The organism is Bradyrhizobium sp. STM 3566, assembly GCF_045571445.1.
GTDB lineage: Bacteria > Pseudomonadota > Alphaproteobacteria > Rhizobiales > Xanthobacteraceae > Bradyrhizobium > Bradyrhizobium vignae.
Map to the genome: position 1 here is coordinate 467220 of NZ_CP120692.1, position 17288 is coordinate 484507.

14 protein-coding genes are annotated in these 17288 nt (G+C 64.0%); 7 read left to right on the plus strand and 7 right to left on the minus strand.

Translation table 11 applies throughout. The features are described from left to right. Window positions 1-92 precede the first annotated feature (92 nt). A complete protein-coding gene (locus P6U27_RS02205; RefSeq protein WP_122406329.1) occupies window positions 93-767 on the plus strand; it encodes a Crp/Fnr family transcriptional regulator in 675 nt (224 codons plus the stop codon). A gap of 23 nt (window positions 768-790) precedes the next feature. Here P6U27_RS02205 and P6U27_RS02210 read toward each other — a convergent pair whose 3' ends face one another. The 4 genes from P6U27_RS02210 to P6U27_RS02225 form a co-directional block, all read right to left on the minus strand. Then, the gene (locus P6U27_RS02210; protein WP_407193615.1) at window positions 791-3940 is read right to left on the minus strand and encodes an efflux RND transporter permease subunit; all 3150 of its coding nucleotides are present in this window, start codon (window positions 3938-3940) and stop codon (window positions 791-793) included. After that, a complete protein-coding gene (locus tag P6U27_RS02215; protein WP_122400471.1) occupies window positions 3940-4869 on the minus strand; it encodes an efflux RND transporter periplasmic adaptor subunit in 930 nt (309 codons plus the stop codon). Before P6U27_RS02215 ends, P6U27_RS02210 begins: the two co-directional genes overlap by 1 nt. Before the next feature lie 158 nt (window positions 4870-5027). Next, entirely contained in the window at window positions 5028-5699 is a 672-nt protein-coding gene (locus P6U27_RS02220; protein WP_407193616.1) for an OmpA family protein, read from the minus strand. A 139-nt stretch (window positions 5700-5838) separates the two neighbouring features. Beyond that, window positions 5839-7380, minus strand: a complete 1542-nt coding sequence (locus P6U27_RS02225; RefSeq protein ID WP_122400472.1) for a caspase family protein — start codon at window positions 7378-7380, stop codon at window positions 5839-5841. 364 nt (window positions 7381-7744) lie between these two features. Here P6U27_RS02225 and P6U27_RS02230 point away from each other — a divergent pair, with 364 nt between their 5' ends. Then, the gene (locus P6U27_RS02230) at window positions 7745-8551 is read left to right on the plus strand and encodes an N-acyl homoserine lactonase family protein (protein ID WP_407193617.1); all 807 of its coding nucleotides are present in this window, start codon (window positions 7745-7747) and stop codon (window positions 8549-8551) included. Between the two features lie 183 nt (window positions 8552-8734). Here the strand turns inward: P6U27_RS02230 and P6U27_RS02235 are convergent, their stop codons facing one another. The 3 genes from P6U27_RS02235 to P6U27_RS02245 form a co-directional block, all read right to left on the minus strand. Next, a complete protein-coding gene (locus tag P6U27_RS02235; protein WP_407193618.1) occupies window positions 8735-10042 on the minus strand; it encodes an adenylate/guanylate cyclase domain-containing protein in 1308 nt (435 codons plus the stop codon). Between the two features lie 213 nt (window positions 10043-10255). Further along, window positions 10256-10999 carry a class I SAM-dependent methyltransferase gene (locus P6U27_RS02240; protein WP_407193619.1) on the minus strand — a complete coding sequence of 248 codons (744 nt, stop codon included), beginning with the start codon at window positions 10997-10999 and terminating at the stop codon, window positions 10256-10258. 57 nt (window positions 11000-11056) lie between these two features. Further along, window positions 11057-11599 (minus strand): MarR family winged helix-turn-helix transcriptional regulator, encoded by a 543-nt coding sequence (locus P6U27_RS02245; RefSeq protein WP_122400475.1) that lies wholly within the window; start codon window positions 11597-11599, stop codon window positions 11057-11059. A 110-nt stretch (window positions 11600-11709) separates the two neighbouring features. Between P6U27_RS02245 and P6U27_RS02250 the strand changes: the two genes are divergently transcribed. Genes P6U27_RS02250 through fahA form a run of 5 tightly spaced genes read left to right on the plus strand, consistent with a single transcriptional unit; the run spans window position 11710 to window position 17223 of the window. After that, on the plus strand, window positions 11710-13338 hold the full coding sequence (locus P6U27_RS02250; RefSeq protein WP_407193620.1) for an FAD-dependent oxidoreductase: 1629 nt from the start codon (window positions 11710-11712) through the stop codon (window positions 13336-13338). Between the two features lie 8 nt (window positions 13339-13346). Next, entirely contained in the window at window positions 13347-13571 is a 225-nt protein-coding gene (locus tag P6U27_RS02255) for a DUF2783 domain-containing protein (RefSeq protein ID WP_122400477.1), read from the plus strand. Window positions 13572-13589: 18 nt separating this feature from the next. Then, window positions 13590-14546 carry an MBL fold metallo-hydrolase gene (locus P6U27_RS02260; RefSeq protein WP_129145664.1) on the plus strand — a complete coding sequence of 319 codons (957 nt, stop codon included), beginning with the start codon at window positions 13590-13592 and terminating at the stop codon, window positions 14544-14546. Between the two features lie 2 nt (window positions 14547-14548). Then, the gene (hmgA, locus tag P6U27_RS02265; protein WP_407193621.1) at window positions 14549-15895 is read left to right on the plus strand and encodes a homogentisate 1,2-dioxygenase; all 1347 of its coding nucleotides are present in this window, start codon (window positions 14549-14551) and stop codon (window positions 15893-15895) included. A gap of 56 nt (window positions 15896-15951) precedes the next feature. Further along, entirely contained in the window at window positions 15952-17223 is a 1272-nt protein-coding gene (gene fahA, locus P6U27_RS02270; protein WP_407193622.1) for a fumarylacetoacetase, read from the plus strand. Window positions 17224-17288 lie beyond the last annotated feature (65 nt).

A 17288-nucleotide genomic window follows, 5' to 3' on the forward strand; every position in this document is an offset into this window, starting at 1 on the left:
ACTTCTCCGGCGCGGTTTTACGCGATCCTGAAGTTGATGGTTTCAAGCGATTTGCTGAGAACAATGACCAGGGCGTTCACAAGGACATTGAAATGAGCAAGCAGGCCGAATTTGCGGTCATCCTGAAGATGAACCCGATGTTCGCCGATCTCGGCGCAGACGAGCTCCAGCGGTTGTCCAATCTCTGTCACACGCAGCATTTGGGGAGCGGCGAGCTGCTGTTCCAGAAGGGCGATCCCGGCGATGCGCTGTTCGGCGTGCGTCGCGGCCAGGTCCGCATCGAGACCGGCGCCTCCGACGGCAGCCGGCTGACGCTGAATTTCATGGGGCCGGGCGACCTGTTCGGCGAGGTAGCGGTGCTGGACGGCCAGAACCGCACGGCAGACGCCACCGCGGGCGAGGCCAGCGAATTGTTCGTGCTGCGGCGCGACGATTTCCTCGGCTTCCTCGAGCGCGAGCCAAAAGTCGCGATCAAGATCATCGCCCTGCTGTGCCAGCGCATCCGCTGGCAGAGCGAGCGTATGGAAGAATCCATGCTGCAGCCGCTGCCGGTGCGGCTGGCGCGGCGGCTCTGCGCGCTCGCCGCCGATTTCGGCTCCGAGGTCCACATCTCGCAGGAGCAGCTCGGCGTCTTCGTCGGTGCCGCCCGCGAAAGCGTCAACCGCCAGCTTCAGGCCTGGCGCAAGGAAGCGATCCTCGATCTCCAGCGCGGCCGGATCTTGCTGCGGAACATGACCAAGCTGACCGCGATCGCGCGGAACGAGTAGGCTTACGAGCACGCCTCGTAAGCCTACTCCGCAGCTGGCCGCGCGACGCTCTTCGGTGCCGAAGTCGCCTGCGCCGGTGCGGAGTCGTGATGAGAGGCAACCTCCGCATCCTCGCTGTGCACGATCAGCCGCTTGGCGAAGCGCCAGATCAGGGCGCCGAAATCGTCCATCACCATGAACATCGCGGGCACGAACACCAGCGACAGGATGGTCGAGAAAATCAGGCCGCCGATCACCGCGAGCGCCATCGGCGAGCGGAACTCGCCGCCGGCGCCGACGGCGAGCGCGCTCGGCATCATGCCCGCGGCCATCGCGATCGTGGTCATCACGATCGGGCGGGCGCGTTTGATGCCGGCGTCGATCATGGCCTCCTCGCGCGGCTTGCCCGCACGGATGGATTCGATGGCGAATTCCACCAGCATGATCGCGTTCTTGGTGACGATGCCCATCAGCATCAGGATGCCGATCCACACCGGCGTGGTGAGCTGCTTGCCGGTGACGAGCAGGGCCGCGATGGCGCCGCCGATCGAGAGCGGCAGCGAGAACAGGATGGTGATAGGCTGCAGGAAGGTGCCGAACAGCAGCACCAGCACGGCGTAGACCATCATCAGTCCGGCCGTGATGGCGGTCGCGAAGCCGTCCGACAATTCGTTCAGGCTTTCGGCATCGCCCGAGGGCGAGACCTTCACACCCTTCGGCAGCGTCTTCATCACCGGCAGGTCGTAGATCTTCTTGGTGGCATCGCCGAGCGCGGCGGAGCCGACGAGGTCGGCGGCAACGGTCGCCTGCCGTTCACGATCGTAGCGGTTGATGCTGGTCGGACCCTGGTCGAGCTTGACGTCGGCGATGACCGAGAGCGGCACGCCACCCTTCTCGCCGTGCTCGCCGAGCGGCACGCGCAACTGCTCCAGCGTCTTCAGATTGCCGCGGGCTGCATCCTCGAGTTGCACGCGGATCGGCACCAGGCGATCGCCGACGTCGAACTTGGCGAGCGCGGGCCCGACGTCGCCAATGGTGGCGACACGGATGGTCTGCGACAGGCTTTCGGTGGAGACGCCGAGCCGTGCGGCGAGATCGGCGCGCGGCTCGATGCGCAGCTCGGGGCGCTCCAGCGAGGTCTCGGAGATCACGTTGGAGATGGTGGGAATGCGCTTCATCTGCGTCGCAAGCTCGCTCGCGACGTTGTTGACGATGTTGGGGTCGACACCGGTCACCACCAGCGAGATCGCGCGCAGGCCGTTCTCGTCCAGGAACCAGAAGCGGATGTCGGGAACGTTCTCCAGCTCCTGGCTGATCGAGAATTCGAGCTCGCGCTGGGTGATGTCGCGGCTGTCCTTGGGTGTGTAGTTGATGATCAGGGCTGCGCGCCGGACTTCCTGGGTTCCCGGCGGGACGCGTCCGCCGTCGACGAAGATGCTCTTGACCTCGGGCCGTTTGCGCAGGCGCGCGACGATGTCCTCGGTGACCTTTTCGGTGTAGGCGAGCTGGGTGCCCGGCGGCAGCTCGAGCGCAAGCAGCGAGCGGGCGCTGTCCTGGGCCGGCAGGAAGCCCTGCGGCAGCAGCGTGATGCTCCAGATCGAGGCGGCGAAGATCCCGAGGCCGATCAGCACCGTGATGAAATAGTGCTTCACCGACCAGGCCACGATCCCATGATAGGACCGCAGGATGCGGCCGGGCGGCGGCTCCGCATGCGAACTGTGCTTGAGGAAATAGGCGGCCAGCACCGGCGTGACGAAGCGCGCGGCTAGCAGCGAGAAGAACACCTGCACAGAGACGGTGATGCCGAACTGTTTGAAGAACTGTCCGGCGATGCCCGACATGAAGCTCGCCGGTGCGAAGATCGCGATGATGGTCAGCGAGATCGCGATCACCGCGAGGCCGATCTCGTCGGCGGCCTCGAGCGCGGCCCGGTAGGGCGACTTGCCCATGTTCATGTGCCGGACGATGTTCTCGATCTCGACGATGGCGTCGTCGACGAGAATGCCCGTCGACAGCGTGATGGCGAGGAAGCTGACGAGGTTGAGCGAGAAGCCGAGCAGGTCCATCGCCCAGAACGCCGGGAAGATCGACAGCGGCAGCGAGATCGCGGCGATGATGGTCGCGCGCAGGTCGCGCAGGAACAGCAGCACGATGACGACGGCGAGGATGGCGCCTTCGAACAAGGTCGAGATCGCCGCATGGTAATTGCCTTTGGTGTATTCGACCGAGGTGTCGATCAGCTTCAGGTCGACGTCGGGATAGGCGGTTTTCAGCGCGTCGATGCGCTTCTGCACGGCCTCGGCCACCTTCACGTCGCTGGCACCCTTGGAACGCTTGATGCCGAGCGCGACCACCGGCTCGCCGTTGAAGCGGGCGAAGGTGCGGCGATCGGCGATGGTGTCGGTGACGGTGCCGAGATCGTCGAGCCGGACCTCGCCGCCGCCGAACAGCGGGATCATGGTGCCGGCGAGATCGCCCAGCGTCTTGGCGCCGGCGAGCGTGCGGATCGCCTGGTCGTTCTTGCCGATCTCGGCGCGGCCGCCGGCGACGTCGACATTGGTGCCGCGCAGGCTCTGGCTGACATTGACCGCAGTAAGCCCCATCGCCTGCAGGCGGTCGGGATCGAGCGAGACCAGGATCTCGCGCTCGACGCCGCCGATGCGCTCGACCTGCGCGACGCCGCGCACGCCCTGCAGCGAGCGCTTGACCACGTCGTCGACGAAATAGGAGAGCTGCTCCGGCGTCTTGCCGGGCGAGATCGCGGCATAGGTCACGATCGGCAGGCCGATGACGTCGACGCGCTGGATCAGCGGCTCGGTGACGTTCTGCGGCAGGTTGGAGCGCACGCGCGTCACCGCGTCCTTGACGTCGTTGAGCGCGCGGTCCGTGTTGGTCTCGAGCGCGAACTGGATCGTGGTGACCGAGAGGCCGTCGGTGATCGAGGAGGTGATGTGCCTGACGCCCTCGACGCCGGAGACCGCGTCTTCAACCGTCTTGGTGACCTGGGATTCCAGCTCGGCCGGTGCCGCGCCGAATTGCGAGACCGCGACCGAGATCACGGGGATGTCGGCCGAGGGCAGCCGTGTGATCGCGAGCTTGGTGAAGGAGGTCCAGCCCAGAACCAGCAGGATGATCGAAAAAACGGCGGACGGCAGCGGATGACGTATAGACCATGCCGAGATATTGAGAGCCATCAGCGTACCCGCGTGCGATCGAGTTCATCGGCGAACATGGTCTTGATCTGGTCGCCGTCATGGAGCGAAGAGCCGGCGTCGGCCACGACGATTTCGCCGACCTCGAGCCCTTCCAGGATTTCCGTCGCGCTGTCGGACGACAGTCCGACCCGCACCTTGCGTGTCTCGACAATGTTGCCTTTGACGACCTGCACCGTCAGATGATCGATCGCGGTCTTGGGCACTGCCACGCCGCAGCTCCGCTTGGCGTCGATCGAGGCGCGGGCGAACACGCCGACCTTCAGTGAGGGATTGTTGGTGACGCTGATGCGGACGCGCCCGAGCTGGGTGGCGCGGTCGATTTCGGGCGCAACCAGCCGGACCCGTCCGATCAAATCGGGCGCATCGTCGCGGCTGATGCGCACGGTCGCGCCGGAGCTGAGCTTGGACATGTGCACCGCCGGAACCTGGGCGTCGAGCTCGATCTCATTGTTGACGGCGATGCGGAACATCGGACCTGCCTGCGGCGAGGCCGGCGCGCCGACGACGGTGCGGACCTCGGTGATGAGACCCGGCGCGGGTGCTTTCAGCGAGACCGGGCCTTGTGGGCCGGGCCGCTGCGGCTGGCCCGGAATCTGCGGCGGCGCAGTCAGCCGCGCCAGCTCCTGGTTGTCGGCGACGACGGTGCCCTCGGTAACCAGGAGGTCGGTGACCCTGGACCCCTCCTGGTCGGCAAGGACGACCGCCTCGCGGCGCGGCACGAAGAAGCCGGTCACCCGCACCAGGTCGGAGAAGCAGGCATTGGTCGACTTCGTCACGATGACGAGCGCCGTGCTTGGCGTCTCCTTCACCTCGGGGCGGCGCCGATGCTCGAACAGATAATAGCCGACGCCGAGCGCGAGGACGAACACGACGGTTCCGGCCGGCTTGAGATATTCAGTCAAATTCATCGCGGAATCATCCTGACCTGGCTCACGGCCATCCGCGCGAGGCCCAAACAGAGCGTTTCCCGGAAATAAAGCGGCGTCCCGCAAGGCCGCGGGACGCGCTTCGACAGCGAGACCTTACACCACATCACGACTTGTCACTGCAAAGGATTATGCCGTGCTCACTTCGATGCGGTGGTCTTGTTTTCCATGTTGACGACCTGCACGCGGCGATTGACCTCCGCCAGCGGCTGGCTCGGATTCTTGAGCTTGCTCTTGCCATAGCCGACGGTGACGAGATCGGTCGCGGAGATGTTGTACTTCTCGACGAGGTAGCGCTTGATCGAATCCGCGCGACGCTCCGAGAGGTCCTGGTTGTAAGCTTCGCCGCCGGCGGCGTCGGTGTGCCCTGCGACCACGAAGGTCGAGCCCTTCAGGTCGGGACTGGTCAAGGCACGGCCGAGCGCCTGCACTGATGGCAGCGATTTGGCGCTGATATTGGCTGAGTTGTAGTCGAACGTGATTTCGAGATCGATGTTCGGCTTGTCCTTGGCGACCGCCGCGATGTCCTCGCGCTCGGTCGACGACAATGAGCGCGTCGAGCGGCCGCGCACGGACTGAAGCAGCTTGGTCTCCGCTGCGTTCGGCGCGGGTTCCGTCTGCGGGCCGATCGAGAGGCCGCGGGTCAGGGGCTTCTTCGGCGCCGGCGCGAGCGCGCGGACGATCTCGTCCTCGGTGACATTCTTGCTGGTGCCGTCATCGCCCGCAAACGCAGCTGAGCTTGGCAGTGACAGCGCGGCGCCGACGGTGATGATGGACAGAATCGCGGTAAGCCCTTTTGCAGCCGATCTCATAGCCAGTCCCTCCTGCGCAGCCAGCTCGCGTATTTCAAATTCCAGCAACAGGCCGAAAAGGCCTGTTCCGGCGTCCGCCCATTGGTCTTCCCTGGGCTGTTCAAGGTTCGAGGCTTGGACTGCCTCATTCAAAAAAATATCAACGCACTCCGTAGCTTGCGAATTCCTGAACGATGTTCGGATCCATCGCCTTGGCATTGGCAATGTCCAGTGCCCCTTCCTGGGCCGAGCCGTTGCGTTGCTTGGCAAGGCCGCGTCCATAAAGCGAGGAGGTCAGGCGCGGATTGATCTTCAGGGCCGCGTCGAAATCGGCGATGGCATTCTTCACCGCGCCCGACTTGAGGTTGACCAGCCCGCGGCTGTCGAGCGCATCGACGAAGTTCGGCCGCAGCCGCAGCGCCTCGTTGCAATCCTTCAGCGCGCCCTGGAGATCGCCGACCACGGTGCGGGTCCAGCAGCGGTTGTTCAGCGCCTCGACATCCTTCGAATTGATCCGAAGGGTATCGTCAAAATCCTTGATGGCGAGCGTGTAGGCGCCCTTGCTGGCATAGACCTGGCCGCGCCGATACAGCGCATTCACGTCATCGGGATTGGCGGCGATCTTGGCGGTGAGGCTCTTGATCGTGGGATCGTCAGCCAGGACGGCGGCACTGGGCCCGCTGTCCGTGCTCGGTGCGGGAGCGGGATCAATCGGTTTCACCGGCGGTGGCGGCGGGGGCAGGGCGGCCTCGATCTGCGGTTTCGGCGGTGGGGCCGGCGCAGGCGCGGGGGCAGGTGGAGCAGCAGGGGCGGGTGCCGCAGCAGCATCGGCCGGCTTCGGCGCCGGAGGTGGTGTCGGCGGCGCGGGTGGAACGGGCGGCGGGTTGTTGGCGACGACGGCCGGCGCAGCAGGAGGTGCGGGCGGTGGCGTTGCGGGACGCGATCCGCCGGCTCCCGGAGTGAATGAGAAATCCTCGGCCAATGACGAGGAAATCCACGGCACCTGCTCGCCGCGCGAGGCGCGGGTGACGCCCATCTTGGTGCGGTTCAGCGTCTCCTCGGCCATCAGGTCGGGGACGCGGATTTCCTTCAGTAGCTCCTGGACGAACAGGCTGTGGTCGCCGCCGGCATCCGAGACCACCGAGGCCAGCGCCGCTGAATACATCACGAGCGTACCGTTCGGCGCGATGACAGGTGTAAGGCCCGCCGAGAAGCTGCGGAACCGGCGCTCGAAGGGGTTGCGCCTGGAGGCGTCGATCAGCGCGATCTTGACGCCGGCGCCGCGGGTGTGGAGCTCGCCGAGGACGGTCTCGAGGCTGAAACCATCGCGGCGCACGTCGGACTCCGTCCAGATCTGCGCATCGACCGGCAGCATGTAGCTCTGGCGCGCAGACTGGATGCCGAAGCCGCTGAAGAACACCAGCGCCACCGATCCCGGCTTGATCTTGCTGTAGAGCTTGTCGAAGGCGCGGCGCATGCCGTCGCCGGTCAGGTTCTCGCCGATCTCGACCGAAAAGCCGTCCCGCTTGAGCTCATCGGCGACGTCGCGCGCATCGTTGATCGGTTCCTTCAACGGAGCATCCGCGTCCGGATATTTGGCGTTGCCGATGACCAGCGCAAAGCGGTCACCGGCCGCAAGCGATGGAGCAGTCGGGACGAGCGAGATGAGCAAGGAGAGAAGAAGAAAGAAGCGAATTTTCATATTCAGCGCGGTCCAGCCAAAAAGGCGCCGTTCCAGCTTGCGCCGCGGCGACCTTAACTTACGCTTCCTGCATTATCAAACCGGGGACGGGGGGCGTCAACCGCTTGGAGATTCGGCATTATCGTGACGATGGACGGCAACGCAGGGGGCGTGCCGCGGGCGGAATAGACCGTTGTCATGACAGTACTCGGTGACCTGGTTCGATCCTATCGGCAGCATGCTGGGGTCATCATGGTGATGGAGCTGTGATTGGTCTCACATTGCAGCCCTGCCTCCGCCGCAACGCCCCACGTTTGACCTTTCCTGCCGGCGATGGCTTGGTGTGCTCGATGGTCCCACAACATCCAACTCAGAAAAGCAGACCATGGGAAACGTCTACGAAATCTACGCCCTGCGCTATGCGACGATGTCGCCGCGCACCCCCCACATGAACTTCCTCGTGCCCGACCCGCATGACAGTGCGGCGCAGGATCTCGACTATTTCGTCTGGTTGATCCGGGGGCACGGTCGCGACATCCTGGTCGACACGGGCTTCAATGCCGAGGAGGCGAGCGCGCGGGCGCGCAAGCTGACGCTCAATCCGGTCGATGCGCTGGAGCGTTTCGGCGTCGCGGCATCCGGCATCCGCGACATCATTGTGACGCATCTGCACTACGACCATGCCGGCAATCTCGACCGCTTCCCGAATGCGCGCTTCCATCTCCAGGAGCGCGAGATGGCTTACGCGACGGGCCGCTGCATGTGCAACGGACTGCTGCGACATCCGTTCTCGGTCGAGCACGTCACGCTGATGGTGCGCCATGTCTATGGCGAGCGCGTCACCTTCCATTCCGGCGACGGCGAGGTCGCGCCCGGCGTCACCGTGCATCGCGTCGGTGGCCATTCCGATGGCTTGCAGGTGGTGAAGGTCGAGACCGCGCGCGGGCCGGTGGTGCTGGCGTCCGATGCCGCGCATTACTACGCCAACCTCCAGCGCCGGAGCCCGTTCCCGATCGTCTACAATGTCGGCGACATGGCCGCAGGCTGGGAGACGATCGAGCGCCTCGCCGGCCACCCTGACAGGTTCATCCCCGGTCATGATCCGATCGTGACGGAAATCTATCCGCGTGCCAGCGACAAGGTCGACGCCTGGGCACTGCATCTGCCGCCGACGCGGTCGTTTGCGAAGTGACGGAATCCGGGGCGTCTACTTGTAAGTCCTAAGCGCGGCTCAGATCAGCCAGGCTTGATATCCGCTGTGCACCTGGAAGCAGTGCGCAAACAAGCATCGCCGGAGGCGCGTTGTGGGCCACAAAGGGCCATTGGCGATAACGTCTGAGCTTTCTAAGGCGGCATCGGCGACACCGAAGCTCATTCAGACGGCTGCAAATAGGCGCATGGGCTCGGCAAGTCCCTTAAGCACGGCCGATCCCTGATCGACGAACTTGAGGCCGGCACCTGCTACTAAATCCTTTACCGTGCTCGAGGCCAGCACTTCGCTCGCATGCGCATGCTGAGCTACCCGTGCTGCGATGTGCACAGCAATGCCGCCCACATCGTCGCCCATCATTTCAATCTCGCCGGTATGGACGCCGGCCCGTACTTCGAGATCGAGCGGCCGCACCGCGCTGACGATCCTCTGGGCGCAGCGAACGGCGCGCGCCGGGCCGTCGAAAAGGGCCAGAAATCCGTCGCCTGTAGTTTTAACTTCGCGTCCGCGATGCCGCTCCAGTTCCGAACGCACCGCCGCATGGTGCGCTTCCAGAGTTGAACGCCACTGCCTGTCGCCCACCAACGAGGCTTTCTTTGTCGAATCGACGATGTCGGTGAACAGCACGGTCGAGAGGACGCGATCGCCCTCGATGGTGGTAGCGGACACACCCATGAATTGTCTGATTTCCTCGACAAGCCGATCCTGATCTCCTGACCATGCGAGGTGATCACTACCCGGAAGTTCGATGTAGCGCGCGTGAGGAATTCTCTCTCCAAGCTCGCGGCCGGCGAATGCACGAATGCGCACGTCGTCGCGCCGATGCATGACCAGCGTAGGGACATGGATCGACGGCAGGATGGCCGTTACGTCGATCTCGCGGTTCATGCGCATCAGGTTGATCACATCAGACGGGCTGGCCGCCGAGCGCTCGAACTTGGCGAAGCGCTCCATGGCCCCGGGAATTGCGGCGGCCGACGGAGAGAAACTGGGCAGACTTTTGCCGGTTCCCCAGTTGGACCGGATATCGCGCTCCAGGGTCGCAAAGTCGTCAAACGGAACGGAAGCACCCACCGTGCGCGCATACGTGCCGAACAGGATGAGCCCCGCGACACGTTCAGGATAGGTCGCCGCGAACAGGATCGACATCGGCCCACCCTCCGAAACACCGAATAAATAGGCCCTCTTAGAACCCGCAGCGTCGAGCACGGCGCGGATATCGTCGATCCTTTCATCGAGATGCGGGACACCGACACCACGATCACTGAGACCCGTGCCGCGTTTGTCGAATCGGATCAATCGCGAGAACGAGCCGAGGTCGTTAAGGAAGCGCGCGACGTTGGGATTCTCCCACGCCTGCTCGAGATGCGATACAAAGCCCGGTGTCATGAGCAAGTCCGGACCGCCCTGTCCGGATATTTGATAAGCGACGAAGACGTCGCCGCTGGTCACATAGCGCGTCTCGACAACCATGGCTTCCCTCAAGCCTAGCCCGCTCGGTAGCTTACGGTTAACGGCCAAGCAGTGCAACTGAGTGGCGAAAACTCATGGGTTAGCGTTGCGATGGCCCCAGCTGCTCATGTGCGCTTCGGGTCAAAAGCGCCGATTTGAGTTTCAGCCGGCGACTTCCGGTCTGACCTCTTCTGCGGATACGGTCAGCCTCTGAGACGGGCGGCTGACGTGGTGTCAACGAGCGCCGGCGGGATTCCCACAAGCAGCGATATCGCGGGGAGATTTTCGAGCCGCGACCTCTGGCGGAGAGAATACTGCCAAATATCCTCCGTCACCTGCGAGCTGATATGTGGCGATCTCGCGATAGCCGACGGCGGTCAATTCGCAGCGCAAGAGCGCAATTGGCGTGCCATGCTTCGACGTCGGAAGCTCGAGATCGACAATTCCGACCCGCGCACCCTGCTTCAAGGCGGGCGCGAGATTGTAGAGGAAGGCATAGGGCTGGGCGATCTCGTGATACATATGCACGAGGATTGCGGCATCCAGCGAGGAAGCGGGCAGGCGCGGGTCGTGTGGTTCGCCGAGCGCGAACTGCACGTTCGTCAACTTCAGAAGCTCTGTTCGCTTTGCGAGTTCGATCAGGTAATCCCGCGTGACGTCCTGGGCAATGACAGAGCCGGCGGGTCCGACGAGGCGCGAGAGCCTGACCGTGTGGTAGCCATCGCCTGCTCCAATGTCGCCGACTGTCATGCCTGGTTTCAGCTCAAGAATACGTGCGATTTGACCGGCCTCATCGAGGGCGTCGCGGCGCTCTTCGGCGGCGCGGCGTGGGCTGACGATCCGTGCAACGGGGCGCTGCGGTGAGGGAAACTCGTTTGCAGCGACTCCGGGGGGAGCCAGATAACCTATATCAACGGCGTATGCGCGAGTTGCGGCAAATGCCACAAGTAGCGCCACTATATAAACTGGTGCCGTCACGAGCCTACCAAGCTTTCTCAACCGGTCTAGGCGTCTCCGCCTCTATGCATGCCCGTCCTAATACGCCTGCTTCGCGTCAGCCTCTTCGCTGGTCTGGATCAGATCGAGGCTCTGCTCGATCTTGCCGAGCAGGGCCGACAATTGCTTGCGCTCCTGCGCGGACAGGCAGGCGAGGATCTCGTCCTCACGACGCAGCAATTGCGGGAACAGCTCTTCGTAAAGCGTGCGGCCCTTCCTGGTCAGTTGCAGGCGGAATTCGCGGCGGTCGGCTTCGTTCTCGACCCGCTCGATCAGCTCTGCATGCAGCAGCGTGGTCACCGCGCGGCTGATGGTGGATTTGTGCGTGCGGGTGCACTGCGCGATGTACTGCGCGCTGCAGGCATCAACGCGAAAGCCGAGCGTGGCGAGCACGCGCCAGGCCGGAATGTCGAGGCCGTGACGTTCCTGATATTCGACCGCGAGCGCGGAACTCACCTCCGCTGCCAGCCGGTTGAGGCGGAACGGCACGAACTTGAACAGGTCGAGACGCGGCTTCGGCCGCGATGAAGCCTCGTCGGCCTGGGGTGTCTTCAGCGCGATGTCGCTGGATGTCCTCGCCACGGAGAGCGCTCCGAATTCCAGTTGACGGCCGGCCGGCTCCGGTCCAAAATAGTTGCACGTGAGACTATCTAGCAGATCAGTCCTCTTTTGACCAGAGCCGAGGTTAGTGTATGGCGCCGGCCAATACGCATCAGGCCAAGACCCAGTTCGGCTATCGCCGCCATCCCGATCAGGACCGCCCGGGGCCACGCCCCGCGGCGCATCCGGTCGTGATTGTCGGTGCCGGCCCGGTCGGCCTGTCGCTGGCGATCGATCTCGCCCAGCGCGGCCAGCGCGTCGTGCTGCTGGACGATGCCGACCGCATCGGCGAAGGCTCGCGCGCGATCTGCTTCTCGAAGCGCTCGCTGGAATATTGGGACCGACTCGGCGTCGGCGACCGCATGGTCGACAAGGGCGTGGTGTGGAGCGTCGGCCGGATCTTTCACGGCGAGCAGCAGCTCTACCAGTTCAATCTGCTGCCGGAAGACGGTCACAAGCGTCCGGCCTTCATCAATCTCCAGCAATATTACGCCGAAGCCTATCTGGTCGATCGCATCAACGAACTGCCCGAGATCGACCTGCGCTGGCGCAACAAGGTGACGGCGCTGGAGCAGCGCAACGACTCCGCGCTGCTGACGATCGAAACGCCTGAAGGCGCCTATCGCCTGAATGCGCAATATGTCATCGCCTGCGACGGTGCGCGGTCGTCGCTGCGCCAGATGGTCGGTGCGGAATTTGCGGGCCAGGTGTTCGAGGATCAGTTCCTGATCGCCGACGTCAAGATGACGGCGGAATTTCCCACCGAGCGTTGGTTCTGGTTCGATCCGCCGTTTCATGCCGGGCGTTCGGCGCTCTTGCACCGGCAGCCCAACGATGTCTGGCGCATCGATCTCCAGCTCAACCGTTACGCCGATCCTGTCGTCGAGAAGAAGCCGGAAAACGTGCGGCCGCGGATTGCGCGCATGCTCGGCCACGACAAGTTCGAGTTCGAGTGGATCTCGCTGTACAAATTCCAGTGCCGGCGGATGGACCGCTTCATCCATGGCCGCGTGATCTTCGCCGGCGATTCCGCGCATCAGGTCTCGCCCTTCGGTGCGCGCGGCGCCAACTCCGGACTTGAAGACGCAGAGAACCTGTCCTGGAAGCTCGATCGCGTGCTGCGGGGCAAATCGCCTGCGAGCCTGCTCGAGAGTTATCATACCGAGCGCAGCGCAGCCGCCGACGAGAACATCCGCGAATCCACCCGCTCGACCGATTTCATGGCACCGAACTCGCATCAGGAAGCGCGGCTGCGCAAGGCGGTGCTGTCGCTGGCCAAGGAGACCGAGTTCGGCAAGCGCATGGTCAACGGCGGACGACTCTCGGTGCCGTGCAGCTATGACTCGCCGCTGTCTTCGCTCGATGCGGATGCGTGGCGCGGTGGACCCTCGCCCGGCTGTTCGATGCTCGATGCACCCGTCGCAACGCGCGCCGGCGAGCAGATCTATCTGACGGATGCCTTCCGCAACGGTGGAACGGACTTCACCTTGCTGTCGTTCAGCAATGGCGCGCCGATCGATGCGCCCGATGGCATCAAGGGCATCCGCATTGGTGGCGAGGGCGGACTTGCCGATCCCTCGGGTCTGGCCGCAAAGCGCTACGCCGCCGAGCCGGGCTCCGCCTATCTGCTGAGGCCCGACGGCTATGTCGCGGCGCGCTTCCGCCATTCGACGCGTTCGGCGATCGCGGCGGCGTTGGCGCGGGCCGAAGGTTTGTATTGAGGTTTCGCATGCCGCTTTCAACCAGCTCGAACTTCGCACGTCCGGACGATGCCTTCCGCGCCATCGTCGAGGCGCATCGCGGCCTCACCGAGGAGCAGAGTGCGGATTTCGACGCGGCGCTGGTGCTGATCCTCGCCAATCATATCGGCGACATCGACGTGCTGCGCGAGGCGATCGGGCTCGCCAAGCGCCGCATGATCGATGACCAGCAGCAGCAACAGCAACAACAATAGACTTGTAAGGACGAACTGATGGCGAAGAACTTCGCATCCACCGGCGACCTCTCCGAGAAGACAATCACCTTCGCCGAGATCGGCCCCGATCTCTATGCCTTCACCGCCGAGGGCGATCCGAATACGGCCGTGATCGTCGGCGACGACGGCTGCCTCGTGTTCGATGCGCAGGCGACGCCGGCCATGGCGAACAAAGTGATCGAGCGCGTGCGCGCCGTCACCGACAAGCCGATCAAATATGTCGTGCTGTCGCATTATCACGCCGTGCGCGTGCTCGGAGCCTCCGCCTACAAGGCGCAAGGCATCGTCGCCTCGCAGGAAACCTATCGGCTGATCGAGGAGCGCGGCAAGCAGGATTGGGATTCCGAATACGGCCGCTTCCCGCGCCTGTTCCAGGACGCGCAGAGCATTCCCGGCCTGACCTGGCCGACGCTGACCTTCGAAGGCGAGATGTCGATCTACCTCGGCAAGCGCGAGGTGCGGCTGATGCAGCTGGGTGCTGGCCATACCTCCGGCGACATCGTCGCCTGGGTGCCGGATGCGGAGGTGATGTTCTCCGGGGATCTCATCGAATATCACTCGGCCTGCTATTGCGGCGATGCGCATTTGCGCGAATGGCCGATGACGCTGAATGAGATCCGCAACTTCAATCCCAAGGCGATCGCGCCCGGCCGAGGCGATGCGCTGAAGGGCACCGCTACGGTACGCGAGGCCATCGCGATGACGCGGGATTTCGTCACCTCGCTCTATGGCGCGGCCGAAATCTCGGTTGCCAAGGGCCGCACGCTGAAGGAGTCGATGGCGGCGACCCGCGAGGTGATGGATCCGAAATTTTCGAGTTTCGCCATCTACGAGCACTGCCTGCCGTTCAACGTGTCGCGCGCCTACGACGAAGCATCCGGGATCGATGATCCCGTGATCTGGACCGACAAGCGCGACCAGGAAATGTGGGCCGCCTTGCAAGGAGGAGGATAGTCATGAACATCAATACCTCGCCTGACCAGATCGTTCGCAGCTCGGCCCAGGTCACGCCGGGCTACATGTCCGGCTTCGGCAATAGTTTTGAGACCGAGGCGCTGCCTGGCGCGCTGCCGATCGGACGCAACTCGCCGCAGCGTTGCGCCTACGGGCTCTATGCCGAGCAGCTTTCCGGCTCGCCCTTCACCGCGCCGCGTGGCACCAATGAACGCTCCTGGCTGTATCGTATCCGTCCGTCGGTGAAGCATTCCGGCCGCTTCGAGAAGATCGATGCCGGGCTGTGGCGCTCGGCGCCATGCCACGAATACGATCTCCCGATCGCGCAGCTGCGCTGGGATCCGACGCCGATCCCGAAGGAGGAGCTCACCTTCGTCCAGGGCGTGCAGACCATGACGACGGCGGGCGATGTGAACACGCAAGCAGGCATGGCCGCGCATGTCTATCTCATCACCAAATCGATGGTGGATCAGCATTTCTACAACGCCGACGGCGAATTGCTGTTCGTGCTGCAGCAGGGCAATCTTCGCCTCGTCACTGAGTTCGGCCGCATCGATGCCGAGCCCGGCGAGATCGTAGTGATTCCGCGCGGCGCCAAGTTCCGTGTCGAGATTCCGAACGGGCCGGCGCGCGGCTATCTCTGCGAGAACTACGGCGGCGCCTTCACGCTGCCGGAGCGTGGCCCGATCGGCGCCAATTGTCTTGCCAATGCGCGCGACTTCCTGACGCCGGTCGCGAACTACGAGGACAAGGACACGCCGACCGAGCTGTTCGTGAAATGGGGCGGCTCGCTGTTCAAGACGACGCTGCCGCATTCACCGATCGACGTGGTCGCCTGGCACGGCAATTACGCGCCCTACAAATACGACCTGCGCGCGTTCTCCCCGGTCGGCGCGATCAGCTTCGATCATCCCGATCCCTCGATCTTCACGGTGCTGACCTCGCCCTCGGAGACCGCGGGCACGGCGAATATCGACTTCGTCATCTTCCCCGAGCGCTGGATGGTCGCGGAAAACACCTTCCGTCCGCCCTGGTACCACATGAACATCATGAGCGAGTTCATGGGCCTGATCTACGGCGTCTACGACGCCAAACCGCAGGGCTTCGTCCCCGGCGGCATCTCCTTGCACAATTGCATGCTGCCGCACGGACCTGATCGCGACGCCTTCGAGCACGCCAGCAATGGCGAGCTGAAGCCGGTGAAGCTCACGGGCACCATGGCCTTCATGTTCGAGACCCGCTATCCGCAGCGCGTCACCGCACACGCGGCGAGCTCCTCCACGCTCCAGGATGATTATGCCGATTGCTGGAAGGGCCTGGAGAAGCGCTTCGATCCGAGCAAGCCGTAGTCTTTCTTACCCTCCAGGGGAGGGTGACACCGCCACCGCTGCGCCATGGGAAACCAATGCCCCACCCCAACGACCCCAGCCTCCGCTCCTTCATCGAGGTCGACCCCGCCTCGGACTTTCCGATTCAGAACCTGCCCTATGGCGTGTTCTCGACCGCGGCCAATCCGACGCCGCGGGTTGGTGTGGCGATCGGAGGCTACGTGCTCGATCTCTGGGAGCTCGAGCAGGATTCCCGGCTCGACGTCGGCCCGTTCGGCGTGTTCTCCGGGGCCTCGCTCAATCCCTTCATGGCGTTGGGGCCGAAGGTGTGGGCGAAGACGCGGGCGCGGATCAGCGAACTGCTCCGTCACGATCATCATGAGCTGCGCGACAACGAGGAGCTGCGCAGCCGCGCGCTGGTGCCGATGCGCGATGCGAAGCTCCACATGCCGTTCGCGGTCTCCGGCTACACCGATTTCTATTCTTCCAAGGAGCACGCCACCAATGTCGGCGTGATGTTCCGCGGCAAGGACAATGCGCTGCAGCCGAACTGGCTGCACATGCCGATCGCCTATAACGGCCGCGCCTCCACCGTCGTGGTCTCCGGCACCAGGGTGAAGCGGCCGCGCGGGCAGCTGAAGCCGCCGAATGTGGAGCTGCCTAGCTTTGCGCCGTGCAAGCGGCTCGATTTCGAGCTGGAGATGGGCGCCGTCATCGGCCAGGCTTCGCCGATGGGCGGCATGCTCAGCGAGCAACAGGCCGAGGAGATGATCTTCGGATTCGTGCTGCTCAACGACTGGAGCGCGCGCGACATCCAGCAATGGGAATACGTGCCGCTCGGCCCATTCCTCGCAAAAGCCTTCGCGACCTCGATCAGCCCCTGGGTGGTGACGCGCGAGGCGCTGGAGCCGTTCCGCCTGAAGGGACCGGAGCAGCAGCCGGTGCCGCTCGACTATCTCAAGCAGACCAAGCCACAGAACTACGATGTCGAGCTCGATGTCTCCTTGCGCGCTGCGGGGGCCAATGCGCCCGTCAGCATCAGCCGCACCAACTTCAAATACATGTACTGGTCCTCGGTGCAGCAGCTGATGCACCATGCTTCTTCCGGCTGCGCCATGAATGTCGGCGATCTCCTCGGCAGCGGCACCATCTCCGGCCCGGAGAAGAACCAGCGCGGCAGCTTGTTGGAGATTTCTTGGAACGGCACCGAGCCGGTCGAGCTGCCCGGCGGCACCAAGCGCTCGTTCCTGGAGGACGGCGACAGCCTCGTGATGCGCGGCTGGTGCCAGGGCAACGGCTATCGCGTCGGGTTCGGCGAGGTCGAGGGGACGATTGTGGCGGCGGAGTGAGCCGCCGTCCCTGTCACAACCTCCGTCCTTGCGAGCGCAGCGAAGCAATCCAGAATCTCTCCGCG